At 33.2% G+C, this 18455-nt stretch carries 16 protein-coding genes and 1 tRNA gene; 16 read left to right on the top strand and 1 reads right to left on the bottom strand.

The features are described from left to right. Positions 1–74 precede the first annotated feature (74 nt). The 4 genes from AC1RPW_RS03515 (at position 75) to AC1RPW_RS03500 (ending at position 5268) form a co-directional block, all read left to right on the top strand. Positions 75–3038, top strand: coding sequence for a YhgE/Pip family protein (locus tag AC1RPW_RS03515; protein ID WP_481761168.1), 2964 nt, complete (start codon positions 75–77; stop codon positions 3036–3038). An 83-nt stretch (positions 3039–3121) separates the two neighbouring features. After that, positions 3122–3562 carry a MarR family transcriptional regulator gene (locus AC1RPW_RS03510; protein ID WP_409022730.1) on the top strand — a complete coding sequence of 147 codons (441 nt, stop codon included), beginning with the start codon at positions 3122–3124 and terminating at the stop codon, positions 3560–3562. 141 nt (positions 3563–3703) lie between these two features. Further along, a complete protein-coding gene (locus AC1RPW_RS03505) occupies positions 3704–4891 on the top strand; it encodes an acetate/propionate family kinase (RefSeq protein ID WP_481761169.1) in 1188 nt (395 codons plus the stop codon). A gap of 182 nt (positions 4892–5073) precedes the next feature. Further along, a complete protein-coding gene (locus tag AC1RPW_RS03500; RefSeq protein WP_057973343.1) occupies positions 5074–5268 on the top strand; it encodes a hypothetical protein in 195 nt (64 codons plus the stop codon). 54 nt (positions 5269–5322) lie between these two features. On the opposite strand, the gene AC1RPW_RS03495 is transcribed toward AC1RPW_RS03500, so the two are convergent. Beyond that, a complete protein-coding gene (locus tag AC1RPW_RS03495; protein ID WP_481761170.1) occupies positions 5323–5943 on the bottom strand; it encodes a DedA family protein in 621 nt (206 codons plus the stop codon). A gap of 156 nt (positions 5944–6099) precedes the next feature. Between AC1RPW_RS03495 and AC1RPW_RS03490 the strand changes: the two genes are divergently transcribed. The 12 genes from AC1RPW_RS03490 to AC1RPW_RS03435 all read left to right on the top strand — a co-directional run bounded on the left by AC1RPW_RS03490 (position 6100) and on the right by AC1RPW_RS03435 (position 18251). Further along, positions 6100–6933 (top strand): LicD family protein, encoded by an 834-nt coding sequence (locus AC1RPW_RS03490; protein ID WP_481761171.1) that lies wholly within the window; start codon positions 6100–6102, stop codon positions 6931–6933. 53 nt (positions 6934–6986) lie between these two features. Further along, positions 6987–7178: a hypothetical protein gene (locus AC1RPW_RS03485; RefSeq protein WP_481761172.1), complete on the top strand. Its 192-nt coding sequence runs from the start codon at positions 6987–6989 to the stop codon at positions 7176–7178. A 16-nt stretch (positions 7179–7194) separates the two neighbouring features. Then, entirely contained in the window at positions 7195–8064 is an 870-nt protein-coding gene (locus AC1RPW_RS03480; RefSeq protein WP_481761173.1) for an SPFH domain-containing protein, read from the top strand. Positions 8065–8120: 56 nt separating this feature from the next. Further along, a complete protein-coding gene (locus AC1RPW_RS03475; protein WP_409022804.1) occupies positions 8121–8573 on the top strand; it encodes a YaiI/YqxD family protein in 453 nt (150 codons plus the stop codon). A gap of 24 nt (positions 8574–8597) precedes the next feature. Beyond that, on the top strand, positions 8598–9962 hold the full coding sequence (locus tag AC1RPW_RS03470) for an MATE family efflux transporter (protein WP_481761174.1): 1365 nt from the start codon (positions 8598–8600) through the stop codon (positions 9960–9962). 47 nt (positions 9963–10009) lie between these two features. Continuing rightward, a tRNA-Gly gene (locus AC1RPW_RS03465) sits at positions 10010–10080 on the top strand. Positions 10081–10335: 255 nt separating this feature from the next. Further along, positions 10336–11991, top strand: a complete 1656-nt coding sequence (locus AC1RPW_RS03460) for an ABC transporter ATP-binding protein (protein ID WP_481761400.1) — start codon at positions 10336–10338, stop codon at positions 11989–11991. Further along, positions 11991–13760 (top strand): ABC transporter ATP-binding protein, encoded by a 1770-nt coding sequence (locus tag AC1RPW_RS03455; protein WP_481761175.1) that lies wholly within the window; start codon positions 11991–11993, stop codon positions 13758–13760. The genes AC1RPW_RS03460 and AC1RPW_RS03455 overlap by 1 nt, the downstream gene beginning before the upstream one ends. Before the next feature lie 168 nt (positions 13761–13928). Then, entirely contained in the window at positions 13929–14993 is a 1065-nt protein-coding gene (locus tag AC1RPW_RS03450) for a MupG family TIM beta-alpha barrel fold protein (protein WP_481769378.1), read from the top strand. Between the two features lie 3 nt (positions 14994–14996). Continuing rightward, a complete protein-coding gene (murQ, locus tag AC1RPW_RS03445; protein WP_481761177.1) occupies positions 14997–15887 on the top strand; it encodes an N-acetylmuramic acid 6-phosphate etherase in 891 nt (296 codons plus the stop codon). A gap of 21 nt (positions 15888–15908) precedes the next feature. Continuing rightward, positions 15909–17363 (top strand): PTS transporter subunit EIIC, encoded by a 1455-nt coding sequence (locus AC1RPW_RS03440; protein ID WP_481761178.1) that lies wholly within the window; start codon positions 15909–15911, stop codon positions 17361–17363. Between the two features lie 27 nt (positions 17364–17390). Further along, on the top strand, positions 17391–18251 hold the full coding sequence (locus tag AC1RPW_RS03435) for a MurR/RpiR family transcriptional regulator (RefSeq protein WP_481761179.1): 861 nt from the start codon (positions 17391–17393) through the stop codon (positions 18249–18251). Positions 18252–18455: the final 204 nt, after the last annotated feature.

Here is an 18455-nt window from a genome sequence, read left to right as displayed (position 1 = left end):
CATAATATCGTTAATGAGGTTAACGGAACGAATAATCGTTAATGCCATTAACTAAAAAGAGAGGGTGGATAATTTTGTTCAAAGAATTTATGTCAAAGAATAAGAGGTCAGTTGCGTATATCGCAATTGCATGTTTAATTCCAAGTTTAATTGCATATGGAACCTATAAGTTAGTTTCAAGTAAGCAACAAATGGACACAGGAAATTTAAAAGTAGCTATTATAAATAACGATGAAGAAGCATCATTTAATGGAAAATCAATTGACGTTGGTAAGGAAGTTACTAAAATTCTTAAAACCAATAAACAAGCCAAATGGGAGTTTGTTAGCGCAGAAACTGCGAAAAAACATTTAGATTCAGGCGATTATACAATGTCAGTTACATTGCCAAGTAATTTTTCAAAAAACGCAACAACTGCACTTGATGAAACGCCAAAAGTGAGTTTGTTAAAAACAAAACAATCAGATACAAATAACTATGTTTCGCAATTGATTACAAAACAGGTTGCAGAACAATTGAAATCACAAGTTTTAACTAATATCCAAAAAGCGTATGATTCTGCATTACTTGGTTCCGTTAAACAATTAGGTTCAGGTGTTAAAGAAGCCTCAACTGGTGTAAAAACGTTAAATAAAGGAACCGTTAAATTAAAAAATGGTAGTAAAGAAGTTACTAGAAATTTAAATACATTGGCAACAAGTATGGTGACCTTTGATAAAGGTAATCAGACATTAAAAACAGGATTAAATACTTATACAACTGGGGTTGATACTTTAGCTGATGGTGTAAATACCTATACAACTGGTGTAGGTACACTGGTGAATGGTAATAATCAATTAGCCTCAGGAATTAATACACTTGTTGCTAGTGCACCAACCTTATCAAATGGTGTGACTCAATATGTTGATGGGAATAAAACATTAGATGCGGGACTTTCTACGTTGCAAACTGGCGGATCTACATTAGCAGCTGGTGTAGGCACGTTAGCAACTGGTGCAACTACATTAAATTCGAACTCGAATGATTTAAATAATGGTGCGAAAACATTAGCTGCAAGTATGTCAGGTAGCCAATCGTTACCGATGGCGGTAGCAGGTTTAACAGCATATTCAACTGGTATTAAAACTGGTGTAACTCAAATTCAAACAAGATTAAAATCTCGTAGCGAAATTATTAATCATATTCCTGAAATAATTCAACAAATTAAAGATACAAAGCAAGGATCAAAAGAATTAAAAGCTGAACTTGAAGAAATTTCAGGATCAATTGAAACATTACAAGCATTACCTGGATTAGTAACAAAATTGATGGCGGCAGGGGATAAATTAACAACTGTTCAAACTCAAATGAATGCAATTAATTCAGATACAACACAAAAGATGTTTAGTTTGACATTAGCTAAAGGTCAGGCATCGACTTCTAACAAGAAGGTTCGTACGATGATTAATGACTCAACAACAATGAGCCAAAAAGAAAAAGACACTGTTTTACAACAAATCACAAAAACAGATACAGCAATAACAACTGTTGGTACAAATATAACTGGGGTAAGTAAAAATTTAACAGATACAAAAGCGATGTTAGAGGCAGTGATGAGTGATGTAGGTGGCTTAATGGCTGAATTTAAATCAACAATGGGTGATGTAGATCTTAAAGCCATGTTGGAAAAATTTGCTAAAATTTCGACACAAGCAACTGCATTATTGAGTAATACTGATACCTTGACGAGCGATTCAATGATTGGTCTTTTAGGTGATACAAAAGACTTGAGTGATCAAATTGATTCATTAGTGATAGCATCAAATGCTAATGCACAAGTTGCTGGTAAATTAAATGCTAGTGTTAATGGTGCTGGTGTTGATGTTACAAGTGAAAAAACAATTAATGCAACAATTAAGAATTCAATCATGACAGGTAGTATTAACAAATTGTCAGCTGGTATCTTAGGATATACAGCAGGAACAGGACAAGTAACTGATGGTATTAATCAATTAAATAGTAATGTACCAACTTTAATAACAGGTGTTACTGCTTTAAGAGCAGGATCGCAAAAACTTGTTACAGCAGGTGGACAACTTGAGGCAGGAACACAAACGTTAGTTTCAGGTGGTACACAATTGAAAGCAGGATCTGATAAGCTTGTTAGTGGTGGTACACAATTGACAACTGCTAGTACACAATTGACAGATGGAAGTTCGAAATTAAAAGCGGCAAGTACACAATTAACAGATGGTGATACACAATTGGCAGCTGCTAGTCCTCAATTAGTTGATGGCTCACAAAAATTAGCTGATGGGTCTAAACAAGTAACATCAGGATTGGATACAGCTAATGATGGTGTAACATTATTAAATACTAAATTAGCAGCAGGAGCATCACAGGTTGGTAATATCAATTCATCTCCAAAAAATGTGGCTCAATTCGTTGAACCTGTTAAAACAGAAACTGAAAGTGACAATCTCGCTAAAACTTTGAAAAATACATTTGCCCCATTAGTGATTGTTTTATCATTATTTGTCGGTGCAATTGTAACTCAATTAATTTTATTCAGATACCGTAAGAAGAATGAATTATCACAAAACTGGTTACAGAACCTTTTCCTAATGTTATTTATTTCTGTTATTCAAACAGCAGGAGTTCTCTTATTAACATTATTCTTTAGTGTAACAATTGAACATCCAATTAGTTTCGTAATCTTTACGTTCTTATCGGGAATAATCTTTACTCTTTTATGTGTGGTAATTGACGAACTCCTTGGAACAATGGGTATTCTCTTATCTTTAGCATTACTACTCGTACAATTAGTGATTACAGGACAAGTTATTCCAAATACGATGTTATCAAATGCTTATCAAGTATTTGCAGAGTTCTTACCTGTTACACATGTATTAAATGGCTTCACATATGCAATTAATAGCCAAGGTTCTGGTATGATTGGTTCAGTGCTTGCATTACTTGTTACAGCCGTAGTACTGGGTGTGGTTTGGACGTTTGTAAATCGTAAACAATTAACGGTATCAACTGAAAAAGAAAAATAGAGATACAGTTGATTAGATATAGTAATTAACCGCGTTTTATGCTAAATTTAACTGTAGGTAGAACATGCAGAGGAGAATTAGCAATGACAACAACTAAGTTAATGGATGACTATATTAGTATGTATTTAGGAACTTTTAAGAATGTGGAAGGATTCATTTCACAACCTACTAGTGAGTTTAATTTATCTTTTGAACAATTCTTGATTTTAAAAGATATCCATAGCACTGAAGATATAAGCATGGTTGATATCGCTAAAAAAAGAAATGTTTCAAGGAGTGCAATTGCACGCCAATTAAACGTACTAAAACAATTAAGATACATCTATCAAGAACAAGACACAGTTGATAGAAGAAGAATAAACCTACGCTTGTCTGATCAGGGTGCAAAAGTAGAACGAGTTGTGACTGAGTCAATTAAGAAACGGTTTGATACTTGGGTAAATGTTTTAGGTGAAGATAAGGCAGTTCTACTGCTTAGTTTAATGAAAGAATTCGGGCAAAAAATAATGGTAGACAGAAAATAAAATTCTGTGTACCATTTTTTGCTTGAAAGTGTTGTATGCGTTTTCTATAAGTAGTATATTAGTTTAATATACTACTTAAAAAAATAATTGTTTTTTAAGGATTAAATTAATACCAAATGAAATCATTATTGGAGGAAGAATATGACAAAAATTATTGCAATTAACGCAGGTAGTTCAAGTTTAAAATTCCAATTATTTAGCATGCCAGAGGAAACTGTTATTGCTAAAGGATTGATTGAAAGAATTGGACTTAAAGACTCAATTTTAACGATTAAATATGGTAACGGAAAAAAATATGAAGATGTATTAGATATCGACAATCATTCAGTAGGTGTACAGTTATTACTTAAATTATTGCTTCAATTGGATATTATTGCTGATTTTAATGAAATTTCCGGTGTTGGACATCGCGTTGTTGCTGGTGGTGAATATTTCAAAAAATCAACATTAGTAAATGCCGATACAATTGCAAAAATTAATGAATTATCTGAATTAGCACCATTACATAATCCAGCTAATCTTTTAGGTATCCAGGCATTTGAAGAAATCTTACCAGATGCAGTAAGTGTCGCTGTATTTGATACAGCCTTCCATCAGACGATGCCAGAAGAAAGTTACATGTACAGTGTACCTTATGAATGGTATGAAAAATATGCCGCAAGACGTTATGGTGCTCATGGGACAAGCGTTCGTTATGTCGTCTCAGAAGCCGAAAAACTAATTGATAAAGACCCTAAAGAGTTAAAATTAATTACATTACATTTAGGTGCAGGAGCATCAATTACAGCTACAGTTGGTGGTAAATCAATTGATACATCAATGGGCTTTACACCACTTGCTGGAATTACCATGGCAACACGTTCAGGTGATGTAGATGTATCGTTAGTTGCTTACATGATGAGACAATTAAAAATTACTGATATAGATGAAATGATTAATATTTTGAATCGTGAATCTGGGCTAGTTGGTATTTCAGGGATTTCTCCTGATATGCGTGATGTTAAAGCTCAATTAGGAAAAAATCCTCGTGCTGATTTAGCTGTTAAAATCTATGTTCAAAATATTATTAAATATATTGGTCAATACATTGCAGAAATGCAAGGGGTTGATGGTATTATTTTCACTGCTGGTCTTGGTGAGAATGATCGGATTGTACGTCGTCGCGTTATTGAACATTTAGCATATTTAGGTGTTGGCTTTGATGCTGAAAATAACGAAAAAATGGGTGAACAGGTTATGCTTAGCACGCCAGAGTCTGCCGTTAAGATTTTTGCGATACCTACTGATGAAGAATTAGTTATTGCACGCGATGTTCAATCATTAATGTAAAAATAACCATTTAAAATAGTAGCTTAAAATAAGAGGGATATCACATTGTGATGTCTTTTTTATTTTGTAACATAACGGTAATATTTAAAGGGTTAACAAGTTATTAAAAAAGTGTTAAATTAGACATTATAAATTATTATTACTGACAACAAGTTGTTGTCATCATTCGGAGGCGTAACTTAATGAGTAGGTGTAAACTTGATATTATGAGTGAGTATCAAGCAGCGATGCAAAAACTTGCTGATCTTAGAAGTAACATTGGAAACAGACAACAATCATCAATTCGAGATAGCTTTTTCCAAGAGGAAAAATCGCTTGAAAGAGAATGTTCTGAACTGAATATTCTATTAGAAGCTATCGATGTTGCGGAAGATTAATCCTACTTTTTGAGAAATAAAAGTAGTAAAAAACGATTAAATTCATAATTGAATTTAATCGTTTTTTTTGTTCCTATTTAAATTAATTAGTTTGTAGATTCCGAAGAACGAAACGATTAATAAGATGATACCAACTACTGTAGCAAAAATATCAACTGTTGCTGCAACTTCCGCCCAAGCATTCCCAGCAAATGCCCCAAGATAAATGAGGACAGTATTCCAAATTAATGTTCCAAAAAAGGTTAATGGAATAAAAAAACGTAATTTACATTTCGTAATTCCAGCGGGAATAGAAATTAAACTTCGAACAATGGGAACAAAACGGCCTATGAAAATAGCACGATTTTCATATTTTACAAAAAATTCAGTCGCTTTTTCAATATGGATAGGTTTTAGACCAAGCCAAGAACCATACTTACTGGCGAAAAATTGATTTAAACGTTCTGTACTTAAAAAGCGACCGATCGAATATAAGATTAAAGCCCCGATAGTCGCCCCAATAGTGGCAGAAATAATTAAACCAATTGGTGTAAGAGAACTTGAGAGCGTCATAAAACCTGCAAATGTTAAAATGATTTCAGAAGGAATTGGTGGGAAAATGTTTTCAATGGTGATCAGTAACGCAACACCTAGATAGCCATGTTGGCCGATTAAGTCAATTATGGTTTCTTGCATTTAGGCACCCCTTTTATTTAATAATTAAAGCATATCATGAGCCAAAGAAATAAAGTAATGAAAAAGGATTAGCTTAATAAAAATTAAATAATTTTCGTATTCAGAGTTAAATTTGGTACAATTGAAGAAAGAATAAGACGATTTAAGGTGGTAAAAATGAAAATTGAAGAATTACACAAGGTAGAATTAGATTTAATCCGGGAAGTCGTTGAAATTTGTCAAAAAAATAATATAAAGTATTTTATGATTGGTGGCAGTTTATTAGGTGCGGTCAGACATCAAGGGTTTATTCCATGGGATGATGATGTCGATATTGGAATGGTAAGGGATGACTACGATCGATTCTTACAAATCGCTCCCCAAGAGATTAGCCAGCCTTATTATTTTCTACAAACTGATCAAAGTGATCCAAACTATGCATTTGGATATGCAAAACTACTTGATGAATCTATTCATGTTGAAGAGAAAAGAAATATTAATGACGCTAGAAAAGGTGTTTTTGTAGATATTTTTCCTTTTGATAAAGTCCCAACAGGTGATGTCGAACGATCTATTCAACAATCAAAATATCGATATCTTAACGCGAAAATTCTTTTATTGAGCAATTATCGTTTAATGGATACTGAAATTAACGCAAAGATTAGAAAATTACAACCTGATCAAAGTCGTAAAACCAAAGAGTATAAAGAAAAAAGAGACGAACTAGTAAGAACCTATAATCAAGATGACACCATTTCAGAATATAAAAATTTAGCTTCACAATACTCATATGAAAAAGAATTACTATCAGAAAAGGAATTAGCAGCCGTGATTCAAGTTCCTTTTGAGAACCTTACGGTAACTATTTTAAGGGCATATGATGCAATTTTAAGCCGTTTATATGGTGATTATTTACAATTACCGCCTGAAAGTAAACAGATTGAAAAGCATATTGAAAAAGTGACTATTTTAGATCGAAATGATTTTACTTTTGATAATGAAATTGATTGATTTTATGACGTAAATGAGATACGTTTAAAGATGACAAATGGAGGTGCTTTCATATGGATAGAAAATCAATTATTGACGAGCGGTTGCTTAACCGGGAATTTACAATTGACAGTAAAAATATTCATGGCACGGTCGAGTTTTTTGGTATCTACTATCATTATTTTAGTGATGAAACATTAGTAAGTGGAGATGTTGTTCGAATCATTAAAACACATGTTGAAGGGTTAGACGTTAAAAAAATATAAAGGTGGTTAAATTATTATGTTGGGACTTTTAGTCGTTATTATTATTGTTATATTATTGGTCATGATTTTACCAGCAACTATCCGAATTATTAGACAACCGCATCAAGGTGTTGTTATAACTTTAGGAAAATATGAAACAACATTAGCTCCAGGCTTACATTTTATTAAACCATTTATTTCTTCAGTAATTCGTGTTAGTACGGCACAACAACCTTTAGATCTTGATAAACAAGTTGTGATTACAAAAGATAATGCTGAAATTGAAGTTAAAATTTCATTGAAGTATCACGTTACTGACATCCAAGATTTTGTGTTTAAAAATGAAGACTCTGTTCGTAGTATGATTCAAGATACACGTGCCTCTTTGCGTGGCATCATTGGTAATAAAATGTTAGATGAAGTTTTGAATGGAACGCAAGAAATTAATCGCGGTTTGTTTGGCGAAATTTCTAATGTGACAGCTGGTTATGGATTAAATGTTGATCGAATTAATATTGATACAGTAAAACCTTCAGTTGAAATTCAAGATTCAATGAATAAGTTATTGAAAGCCGCTAGAAATCGTGATGCTACTGTTGCTGAAGCAGAAGGTTACAGTAAATCAGTTGCACTAAAAAATAAAGCTGATAATGATGCATGGGTTAATTCAGCCCAAGCAAAGGCTGAAGCAGTTAAAAAGACGGCCGATGCTGAAGCATACCGAATAGATGCAGTTAATTTATCATTAAATAAAGTTGGTAATGGTTATTTTGTTAGCCAAAATATTGAGGCTTTTAAAGAATTGGCCAAGAGTGACGCAAATACAGTTGTTATGCCAAGTAATGCGATAGATAGCTTAGGTCAAATTCCAGCAATTAATGCATTATTAAAACCAGAAGCTAAATAAAACTTTCAAGAGGTTATTCCTTGGAAGTTTTTTTACTAGGAATGAGAGTGGTTAATTTGAAAATTATTATTGATGGGGATGCGTCTCCTGTGAAAAATGAAGTTATAGCTGAAGCCGAACTACGGAATATCAGTGTGTTGCTAATTACAAGTACGCCACATTTCTCAACTAAAAAGTATCCTGAAAATGTTTCGGTTAGCTATGTTGATCAAGGTCCAGATGCGGCAGATTATAGAATTGTAAAGTTAGCTGAAAAATCAGATGTTGTGATTACACAAGATTACGGACTAGCTTCTCTTTTATTACCAAAAGGTGTGATTGTGATGCATCATAAAGGATTTGAATATACAGATACCAATATCGATAGTATGTTGGATTCAAGATATTTAAGTGCAATGGCAAGGAAATCAGGTCAACGTACGAAGGGTCCAAGCGCCTTTTCAAACCAGGATAGGGCTAACTTTAAAAAAGCATTTATTTTATTATTGAATGAAAAAGGAATTAAATAAATATAAAGAAAAGAAGGGTCTTATTTGCGATCGTTAACATCGGGTAATCCAGCAAAATTAATTTTTATGTTTACTATACCATTATTGGTTGGTAATTTATTTCAACAATTATATAGTATTTCTGATACGTTGATTGTTGGACAAACTTTAGGCGTGGATGCACTAGCTGCAGTTGGTTCGACCGGGAGTATTCAATTTTTGATTATTGGATTTGCACAAGGGTTAACTGCAGGTTTATCTATTATTACGGCACAACGATTTGGGGCAAAAGATTATCGTGGTGTTAGAAAAAGCTTTGCAGTGGGACTTTTGATTAGTCTAATTGCAACGGTAATTTTAACAGCGGTTAGTTTGTTTTTTGTAAAAGATATTTTAACACTTATGAAGACACCACCAGAAATATTTGATGATGCACAAACTTTTATTAGTATCATTTTTGGTGGAATATTTGCTTCAATGGCATTTAATATTTTATCTAATATTATTAGGGCGCTAGGGGATAGTCGCACGCCATTATACTTTTTAATTTTTGCCAGCATTATTAATGTTGGTTTAGAATTATTATTTATTTTGGTATTTCATTGGGGAGTTGCTGGCGCTGGTATTGCAACTATTATTGCGCAATCATGTTCCGTTGTATTCTGTTTAATTTACATTTATCGAAAAATTCCCGTCTTACATATTGGTCGACACCATTTTAGAGAAATCACGATGAAAGATGTTAACCAACACCTTTATGTGGCTCTACCAATGGCCTTTCAAGCTTCAATAATTGCGATTGGTGCAATTATGCTACAGTCAGCTTTAAACGGTTTAGGAACGACAGCAGTTGCCAGTACCACGGCAGCGTCTAAGATTGATCAATTATCAACACAACCAATGATGTCATTTGGAATTGGGATGGCAACTTTTACTGCCCAAAATTATGGCGCAAAAAAATATGGTCGTGTTTTAGATGGTGTAAAAAAGTGTCTATTAATGTCTGGAACATTCAGTATCGTTGCAAGTCTTTTAGTTATTTTATTTGGACAACAATTAGTTACACTGTTTGTTGGAAATAATGCACCAAAAGTTGTTGCATTATCGCAGGTTTATTTTAATATTAATGGGTCATTTTACTTACTTTTGTCAGTACTGTTTGTCATTAGATACACGTTACAGGGACTGGGACAAAGCATCGTACCAACAGTTGCTGGAGTTGTAGAATTACTGATGAGATCATTTGCAGCTATCTTTTTAGCTGGTGCTTTTGGGTATGCAGGAGCTTGTTTTGCAAATCCATTAGCCTGGGGTGGGTCATGTATTGTACTGATTTATTCATATATGAAGGCTGTACAAAATTTGAGACGTTTAGATTTTGAACAAAAGGCTGAAAATAAACATGCTTAATTAGTTATGACAAAAGTACGGAAATATGCTATACTAATCAACGTTCTGCGGGCGTAGTTTAGTGGTAAAATTCCAGCTTCCCAAGCTGATGTCGCGAGTTCGATTCTCGTCGCCCGCTTAAAAATGAATAAGATAATTATATTGAAACCAAGATATTTAATCTTGGTTTTTTTTTGTAAATTTTAACTGACTAAATAGAATATAATTAGTCAAAATGATTGCAATTAAGCGTTATTTTTGCTAAGTTTAGTAACTGATATTAGTTTTTTTGTATAAAAAAACATGGAACTGGACAGAATTGAGGGGGAAAAAAGTGGATATTTTATTAAAACATGCTAAAAAGTATCGGGTAGATATTTTTTGGGCAGTCGTCATGGTGGTTATCATGGCAATTTCAACATTGTGGCAACCTAAATTGTTACAAAAAGTAATTGATGCTATTTTAAAGGACCAGGGTGATAAAATCACGACACTTGGTTTGTACTTGATTGGAGTTGCTGTTATTGGATTGTTGGCAGGTGTTGTGAATACAATTCTATCAGCAAAAGTAGCACAATCAATGAGTGCAGATATTCGTGAAACTGCTTTTAGAAAGATTCAAACATTTTCTTTCAGTAATATTGAACGATTCCAAGCAGGGAATATTGTGGTTCGTTTAACCAATGATATTACCCAAATTCAAACGTTAATTATGACAATTTTACAGACATTAATTCGAGTGCCCATTTTATTTATCGGTGCATTCATTTTAGCTATGAATACAATTGCGGATTTATGGTGGATTATTGTTATTTTAATTGTCTGCGTGTTAGGTATTTCAATGTTAACTTTCGGTCGCATGGGACGCCATTTTGGGTTAATGCAAGGCTTAATTGATCGAGTAAATGAGTTAGCCAAAGAAAACTTGATGGGTGTGCGTGTTGTTAAGTCATTTAATCAAGAAAAAAATGAAGAAAAACGTTTCGATAAGGTTTCAGATGATTTAAATGCACAAAATATCTATGTTGGAACTCTATTTGCTGTTTTAATTCCAGCATTTACATTAATTGGAAATATGGCTGTCGTTGCCGCAATTTATTTTGTAGGTGATTTAGCTAAAGCAGATCCAAGTACAGTTACAGCTATTACTTCGTTTGTTAATTATTTAATGCAAATCATGTTTGCCATTATTATTGGTGGAATGATGATGACGTTTAGTGCTCGTGCAATGGTTTCAATTAAACGACTACGCGAAATTTTAGATGAAGAACCAGATATTTATTACCAAGATGTTCCAGAGGAAGATTTATCGGGATCTGTTAGTTTTGAAGATGTCTCATTCTCATATGAAGGCGATGATAAACCAACACTTAAACATGTTAGTTTTGATGTTAAACCTGGAGAAATGATAGGAATTGTTGGTGCAACTGGTTCAGGTAAATCAACTTTAGCCCAAATGATTCCACGATTATTTGATCCCCAAGAAGGAATGATCAAAGTTGGTGGTGAGAATTTAAAGGATGTTAATGAAAAATCGCTTCGTAAAACAGTAGCATTTGTTTTACAAAAGGCTATCCTATTTTCTGGCACAATCGCAGACAACTTACGTCAAGGTAAAGAAGATGCCAACGAGAAAGATATGGATATGGCCAGTCAAATCGCTCAGGCATCAGAATTTATTAATCGATTACCAGAACGTTATGATGCAGAGGTTGAAGAACGTTCAGCTAACTTCTCAGGTGGTCAAAAACAACGTTTATCAATTACGCGTGGTGTTATTGGTAAACCTAAAATCTTAATTTTAGATGATTCAACATCAGCACTTGATGCTCAATCAGAAAAATTAGTCCAAAAAGCATTAAATAATGAATTGAAAGAGACAACAACATTTGTTATTGCCGAAAAAATCTCATCTGTGATTAATGCGGATCGTATTTTTGTTATGGATGACGGTAAATTAGTTGGCGAGGGGACACATAAAGATCTCGTTGAAAATAGTCAAATTTATCAAGAAATTTATAACACTCAAAAAGGAAAGGAGACTGTCTAATGAAAGATATGAATAGATCGATGGCATTCTTCTTCCACTACTTGAAAAGCTATAAATTAGGTTTTACAGTTATGACTGTTGCAATTATTGCATCGACATACTTCCAGGTAAAAGCACCTGTGTATATGGGAAAAGCAATTACGGCATTGGCAGACTACGTAATTGGTTTAACAAAAGGAGTGAGTGATAAAGGAAATTTTGTTAGCTCATTGTGGATGTTATTCTTATTTTATATTTTTTCAATTGTAGCAATGTTTTTCTCAAATATTATTGTCACGTTCATTACAGGAAACTCGACAAATAGAATGCGAAAAGGGCTATTTGGAAAATTACAAAAAATGACAATTCGATTCTTTGATTCACATAAAGATGGGGATATTTTAAGTCGTTTTACAAGTGATTTGGATAATATTTCGAACGCAATGAATCAAGCCTTAGGACAAATTATGAGTAATATTGCTCTAATGATTGGGATTATCATTATGATGTTTCAACAGAATGTTCAGCTTGCCTGGGTTACGATTGCTTCAACGCCTATCGCGTTACTTCTTGCGGTCATTTTAATTTCTAAAACACGTAAGTATGTTGATATACAACAAAAAGAAGTTGGAAAATTAAATGGCTATATTAATGAAAAAATTAGTGGTCAAAAAATTGTAATTACTAACGGGCTTCAAAAAGAAGCTATTGATGGTTTCTTGCCATATAACGAAAATGTTCGTAAAGCAACGTTTAAAGGACAAGTCTATTCAGGGATGCTTTTCCCAGTTATGAATGGCCTCTCGTTGGTTAATACAGCCATTGTTATCTTCTTTGGTAGCTGGTTAGCACTGAACGGTGATATGGGCCGTACAACGGCTTTAGGACTAGTTGTCGTGTTTGTTCAATACTCACAACAATTTTACCAACCAATATCACAAATTTCTTCATTGTATAGTATGTTCCAACTTGCTATTACAGGTGCTAGTCGACTGAATGAAATGTTTGATGAACCAGATGAGGTCAACTCAACTGATAAGCAAAAATTAACGGGTCTAACAAATGGTGTTAAGTTAAGAAATGTTAATTTTGGTTATAATGCTAATAAAGAAATTTTACATGATGTATCAATTAATGTTGATAAAGGTGAAATGGTAGCTTTAGTCGGACCAACTGGTTCAGGTAAAACAACAATTATGAATTTATTGAATCGATTCTATGATGTTACAGGTGGTTCAGTTGAATTTGATGGCGTAAATGTTAAGGATCTTGAACTTCAAAGTCTTCGTGATCATGTTGGGATAGTTCTTCAAGAAAGTGTATTATTCTCAGGAACAATTCGTGATAATATTGTCTTTGGTAAACCTGAAGCATCAGATGAAGATATGATTTCTGCCGCTAAGCAAGCTAATATTCATGATTTTATTATGAGTCAAGAAAATGGCTATGACACGACAGTATCGGATGAAAACTCTGTGTTTTCAACTGGCCAAAAACAATTAATTAGTATCGCAAGAACAATTTTAACTAATCCTACGTTATTAATTTTGGATGAAGCGACTTCTAATGTTGATACAGTGACAGAAGCTAAAATTCAAAAAGCAATGGATACAGTTATTCAAGGGCGTACTAGTTTTGTAATCGCACATCGCTTGAAAACAATATTAGATGCTGATAAAATTGTTGTTCTGAAGGACGGTAAGGTTATTGAACAAGGTAACCATCAAGAATTATTGGATCAAAAAGGATTCTATTCTGAACTTTATAATAATCAATTTGTATTTGAATAAAACAGTGAAAAAATCTTTCAAGAATACTTTATATAAAGTATTCTTGAAAGATTTTTTATTTTAAATTAAGATATAAAGTAACAAAAAAAACAAAAAATAAATATATTTAATTGTAATTTTATATCATTCAAGGTATGATGTAACCAGTTAATGATAACGCTTTCTTTTATGAATGGAGGAGATATTATGTTGGGTTTTTCAATTTATTTAGGTGATAAGATTGACGATGATACAAAAAAATATATTGAAGTAATGCGTAAATCAGGATTTAAGGGTATTTTTACTTCATTACATATTCCTGAAGAAGATAGAAAAAAAACTATTGATGAATTAAAAACTTTGGGGAATTTATGTCTTGAAAATAACTTGAAATTAATGGTTGATATTTCAGAAAAAAGTTTAAAATTATTGGAATTTGATTTGAAAACTGCTGGAATTACTGGTTTAAGAATTGATTATGGGATTAGTATGGAAAAAATAGCTGAATTATCAAATAATATAGATATTGGATTAAATGCTAGTACGATTTCAGAGCTGGATATTAAGCAACTAGTTGATAATCATGCAAATTTTAAGAATATTGAAGCATGGCATAATTATTATCCTCGACCAGATACGGGATTAGATGACGAATGGTTAAAAAATAAGAATCATTGGTTAAAAAAATCAGGATTTACTACGATGGCGTTTGTGGCAGGAGATAAAATATTTAGAGGGCCAATTGGAAAGGGATTACCAACATTAGAAAAACATCGAAATTACAATGTATTGGCTGCAATGATAGATTTAATTGAGAATAATTATACTGATGACGTTTATATCGGTGATCCGCGAGTTTCACAAAGAACAATTAGTAAGATAGTTAACTATTTTACTAATCAAAGTATAGAAATAGATATTGAAAGTAGTTCGCATGAACTTGATAATATAGCATGGCATAATCGTGCTGACGTGGCTAGGGATGTTGTAAGGTTAGAAGAAAGTCGGATAAGAAATCAATTCACTATTGAACCAATAAATAATGAAGATGCTCGAACGAGAGGTACTATAACGCAAGATAATATGTTATATGGGAGATATACTGGAGAAATACAGATAGTGAAAAATAATTTACCAATTGATAAAAAAGTAAACCAAATTGGTACAGTTAAAAGGACAGACTTGGATTTAATTGACTATATAGGAGCAAAACAAAAAATAATATTTAATAATACAATTATAAAAGAGGGATAAAATATGGATATTACAAAATTAGTAACGGAAACTAGAAATGAACAAACTATGAATTTAGATGAGTTAAAATGTTCTGAAGTTGCAAGAATAATGAATGAAGCCGATATGACAGTTCCTAAAAGCGTAGAAAAAGAGTTATCGCAAATTAATGAAGCAGTTAGTAAAATTATTGAATCATTTAATAGTGGAGGCCGTTTAATTTATATGGGTGCAGGAACTAGTGGTAGATTAGGTGTCTTAGATGCTGCTGAATGTGTACCAACATTTGGAACAAATCCTAGCATGGTGCAAGGATTGATTGCTGGTGGTATGAAAGCAATGACTGTGGCAGTTGAAGGTGCCGAAGATTCAAACGAATTGGGTAAGTTGGATTTGGAAAATATTTGTTTAACAAAATTAGATACAGTAGTTGGAATTGCAGCAAGTGGTAGAACACCATATGTTATTGGGGGTCTTGACTACGCTAAACATCTTGGTGCGAACACAATAAGTCTGGCTTGCAATAAGGAATCAATTATTGGACGGCATGCTGATACGGCTATTGAGATTGAAGTGGGACCAGAGATATTGACTGGGTCTACTCGTTTAAAATCAGGAACGGCACAAAAATTAGTATTAAATATGTTGTCGACAATTTCGATGATTGGAATTGGAAAAATATATAAAAATTTAATGGTCGATGTTAGACCAACGAATGAAAAATTAGTTGAAAGATCAAAGCATATTATTATGGATGCAACTGGAGTAAGTTATGAACAAGCAAAATTAACATTTGAATTAGCTGAACATGATGTCAAACTTGCAATAGTTATGATTCTAACGGATAACGATTTGAATCAAGCTAAAGAAAAATTAAAGAAGGCTCATGGTTTTGTTAGGGAAGCAATCAAATAAAATATTTGGAGGGGTTAAATTATGGCAGACAAAAAAATCGAAAAAATTGCAAATGAAATTTATGATAATGTAGGGGGGCCAGACAATGTTGAAAAATTAATTCATTGTATGACTCGAGTTAGGATGACAATTAGGGATGAAGATAAAGTAGATATTGAAAAATTGAAAAATATCGATGGTGTCATGGGTGTTGTTGAAGATGATACTTTGCAAGTGGTAGTTGGACCTGGTACAGTCAACAAAGTTGCAGATGAAATGGTAAGACAAGTAGGGGTTAAATTAGGCGAACCTTTCCCTTTGAAGAACGTAGTACAATCAACTCAAATGACTGATAAAGAATTGGTTGAGAGCAAAGCTGCTAAAGTAAAAGCAGAACATAAAGCTAAACAAAAGCAAACGCCAATAAAAAAGGTGCTTAAAGCAATTTCAAATATCTTTGTTCCACTAATTCCTGTATTTGTTGGAGCAGGATTGATTGGTGGATTGGCTGCTGTCCTTGGAAATATGATGGTTGCAGGGGATTTAAGTTCGAGCTGGACAGATTTTATTGCAGTTTTAAATGTTATTAAAAATGGTGTTTTCAGTTATTTAGTTATCTATGTAGGGATAAATAGTGCCAGTGAATTTGGTGCCACTCCAGGACTTGGTGGTGTTATCGGCGCTGTCACTTTGCTGAGTGGGGTAACCCCTGAAGCACCTCTCCATAATATCTTTAACGGTCAGGCACTAAGTGCTGGACAGGGTGGAATTATTGGTGTTATTTTTGCAGTGTGGGTATTAGCTATTTTAGAAAAAAGATTGCATAAATGGATTCCGGATTCTTTAGATATTATTATAACACCGACAATATCATTATTTGTTATTGGAATGATGACAATTTTCTTAGTAATGCCAGTTGCTGGGGTTGTTTCGAATTCTTTAGTTACATCAATTAACTGGGTCTTAGAAGTTGGTGGTGCATTTTCTGGTTTTGTTTTAGGGACTTTTTTCTTACCAATGGTAATGTTAGGATTACATCAAATTTTAACACCTATTCATCTTGAAATGATTGCTAAGTCTGGATCAACATTATTATTGCCAATTTTAGCAATGGCAGGAGCTGGACAAGTAGGGGCAGCAATTGCATTATGGGTTCGTTGTCGTAAAAATAAAAAATTAACAAATTTAATTAAAGGCGCTCTACCAGTCGGATTTCTAGGAATTGGGGAACCATTAATTTATGGGGTTATACTACCTTTAGGACGACCAATGATTACTGCTTGTCTTGGTGGCGGAATCGGTGGAGCGGTGATTGGTGGGATTGGTCATATTGGATCTATTGCAATAGGACCTTCTGGGGTAGCATTGATACCTTTAATAAGTAATGGACACTGGATTGGGTATATTCTTGGATTGCTTGCGGCATATGCGGGCGGATTTATTTTAACATTCTTTTTTGGTATTCCAAAAGATGCTATGATTGAGACAGAAGCATAAGACATACCATAAAAAGAGGTAAGAAGTATGGGTAATTATTTGTACACAATACAAGCAAATATGGATAAATACACAAAGGTAGAGCGAAAAATAGCACGGTTTATTTTAGAGCACCCTCAGAAAGTAATAAGAATGAGTACACAGAGTATGGCAGAGGTGGTAGGTGTCAGCACTGCAGCAATAACGCGATTTGGAAAAAGTATTAGTGATACTGGTTTTCCAGGATTAAAATTAGAATTATCAGCAGAAATCCAAGATGATAAATCAATGCTCGAGGAAATTAATCCTAAAGATGATTTAGTGACGACACAACAAAAATTAACCATGCGGATACAACATACGATTGAGGAATCAAATAAAACATTAGATGAGGAAGTCGTTAATGCTGCGAAGGTTATTGCAGAGTCAAAAATAATCTATGCGTATGGAATTGGAGCATCAGAAATTGTAGCTAAAGATTTCCAACAAAAATTTATTCGAGTTGGTAAGTCTGTTATAGAAACACTTGATACACATCTAATTGCCGTTGGATTATCGCAACTAAAAGAAGGAACAACTTTATTCTTGATATCAAATTCAGGGGAAAATACGGATGCAATTAAGTTAGCAAATCTTGCAAATCGACAAAAAATAAAAGTTATCGTTTTAACACATAATAAAAAAAGTACATTGGCCAAATTAGCTAATATTATTTTAGAACATGACGATAGTGAAGAAAATAAAAAATTCAGAAGTGCAGCGACTACTTCTTTAATTGCTCAATTATATGCAGTCGATCTTGTGTATTATTCTTTTGTATCAATTCATTTTGATGATAATGTTACAAGATTGACAGATTCAAGGGATGTCGTAAAGAAATATTTCACCAAAAGCAAACCTAAATTCTAAAAACACTATCTTTTATAATATTAATTTGTTACAATCAAACTATAAATTCGATGATAAAAGCTAGTAAACTAATTAATTTTAAAGCAAGTCTAGGTTGATGGAAGCTAGATAAAAGCGTTAGTTGAATCGTACTTTTTAGAAATAACTGAATATTTTGAGTGGATATTAATCAATTAGAGTGGTACCGCGGGAATTCTCGTCTCT

The organism is Dellaglioa sp. CoH-55-MRSF-8 (genome assembly GCF_056782195.1).
This window is presented reverse-complemented; position numbering and strand designations above follow the sequence as displayed.

Bases quoted from the DNA above. Each gene is read 5' to 3' on its own strand.
- AC1RPW_RS03500 (WP_057973343.1), top strand. From the start codon at position 5,074: ATGAGTAGGTGTAAACTTGATATTATGAGTGAGTATCAAGCAGCGATG.
- AC1RPW_RS03455 (WP_481761175.1), top strand. From the start codon at position 11,991: ATGAAAGATATGAATAGATCGATGGCATTCTTCTTCCACTACTTGAAA.
- AC1RPW_RS03505 (WP_481761169.1), top strand. From the start codon at position 3,704: ATGACAAAAATTATTGCAATTAACGCAGGTAGTTCAAGTTTAAAATTC.
- murQ (WP_481761177.1), top strand. From the start codon at position 14,997: ATGGATATTACAAAATTAGTAACGGAAACTAGAAATGAACAAACTATG.
- AC1RPW_RS03480 (WP_481761173.1), top strand. From the start codon at position 7,195: ATGTTGGGACTTTTAGTCGTTATTATTATTGTTATATTATTGGTCATG.
- AC1RPW_RS03435 (WP_481761179.1), top strand. From the start codon at position 17,391: ATGGGTAATTATTTGTACACAATACAAGCAAATATGGATAAATACACA.
- AC1RPW_RS03490 (WP_481761171.1), top strand. From the start codon at position 6,100: ATGAAAATTGAAGAATTACACAAGGTAGAATTAGATTTAATCCGGGAA.
- AC1RPW_RS03450 (WP_481769378.1), top strand. From the start codon at position 13,929: ATGAATGGAGGAGATATTATGTTGGGTTTTTCAATTTATTTAGGTGAT.
- AC1RPW_RS03495 (WP_481761170.1), bottom strand. From the start codon at position 5,943: ATGCAAGAAACCATAATTGACTTAATCGGCCAACATGGCTATCTAGGT.
- AC1RPW_RS03485 (WP_481761172.1), top strand. From the start codon at position 6,987: ATGGATAGAAAATCAATTATTGACGAGCGGTTGCTTAACCGGGAATTT.
- AC1RPW_RS03460 (WP_481761400.1), top strand. From the start codon at position 10,336: ATGGTGGTTATCATGGCAATTTCAACATTGTGGCAACCTAAATTGTTA.
- AC1RPW_RS03440 (WP_481761178.1), top strand. From the start codon at position 15,909: ATGGCAGACAAAAAAATCGAAAAAATTGCAAATGAAATTTATGATAAT.
- AC1RPW_RS03510 (WP_409022730.1), top strand. From the start codon at position 3,122: ATGACAACAACTAAGTTAATGGATGACTATATTAGTATGTATTTAGGA.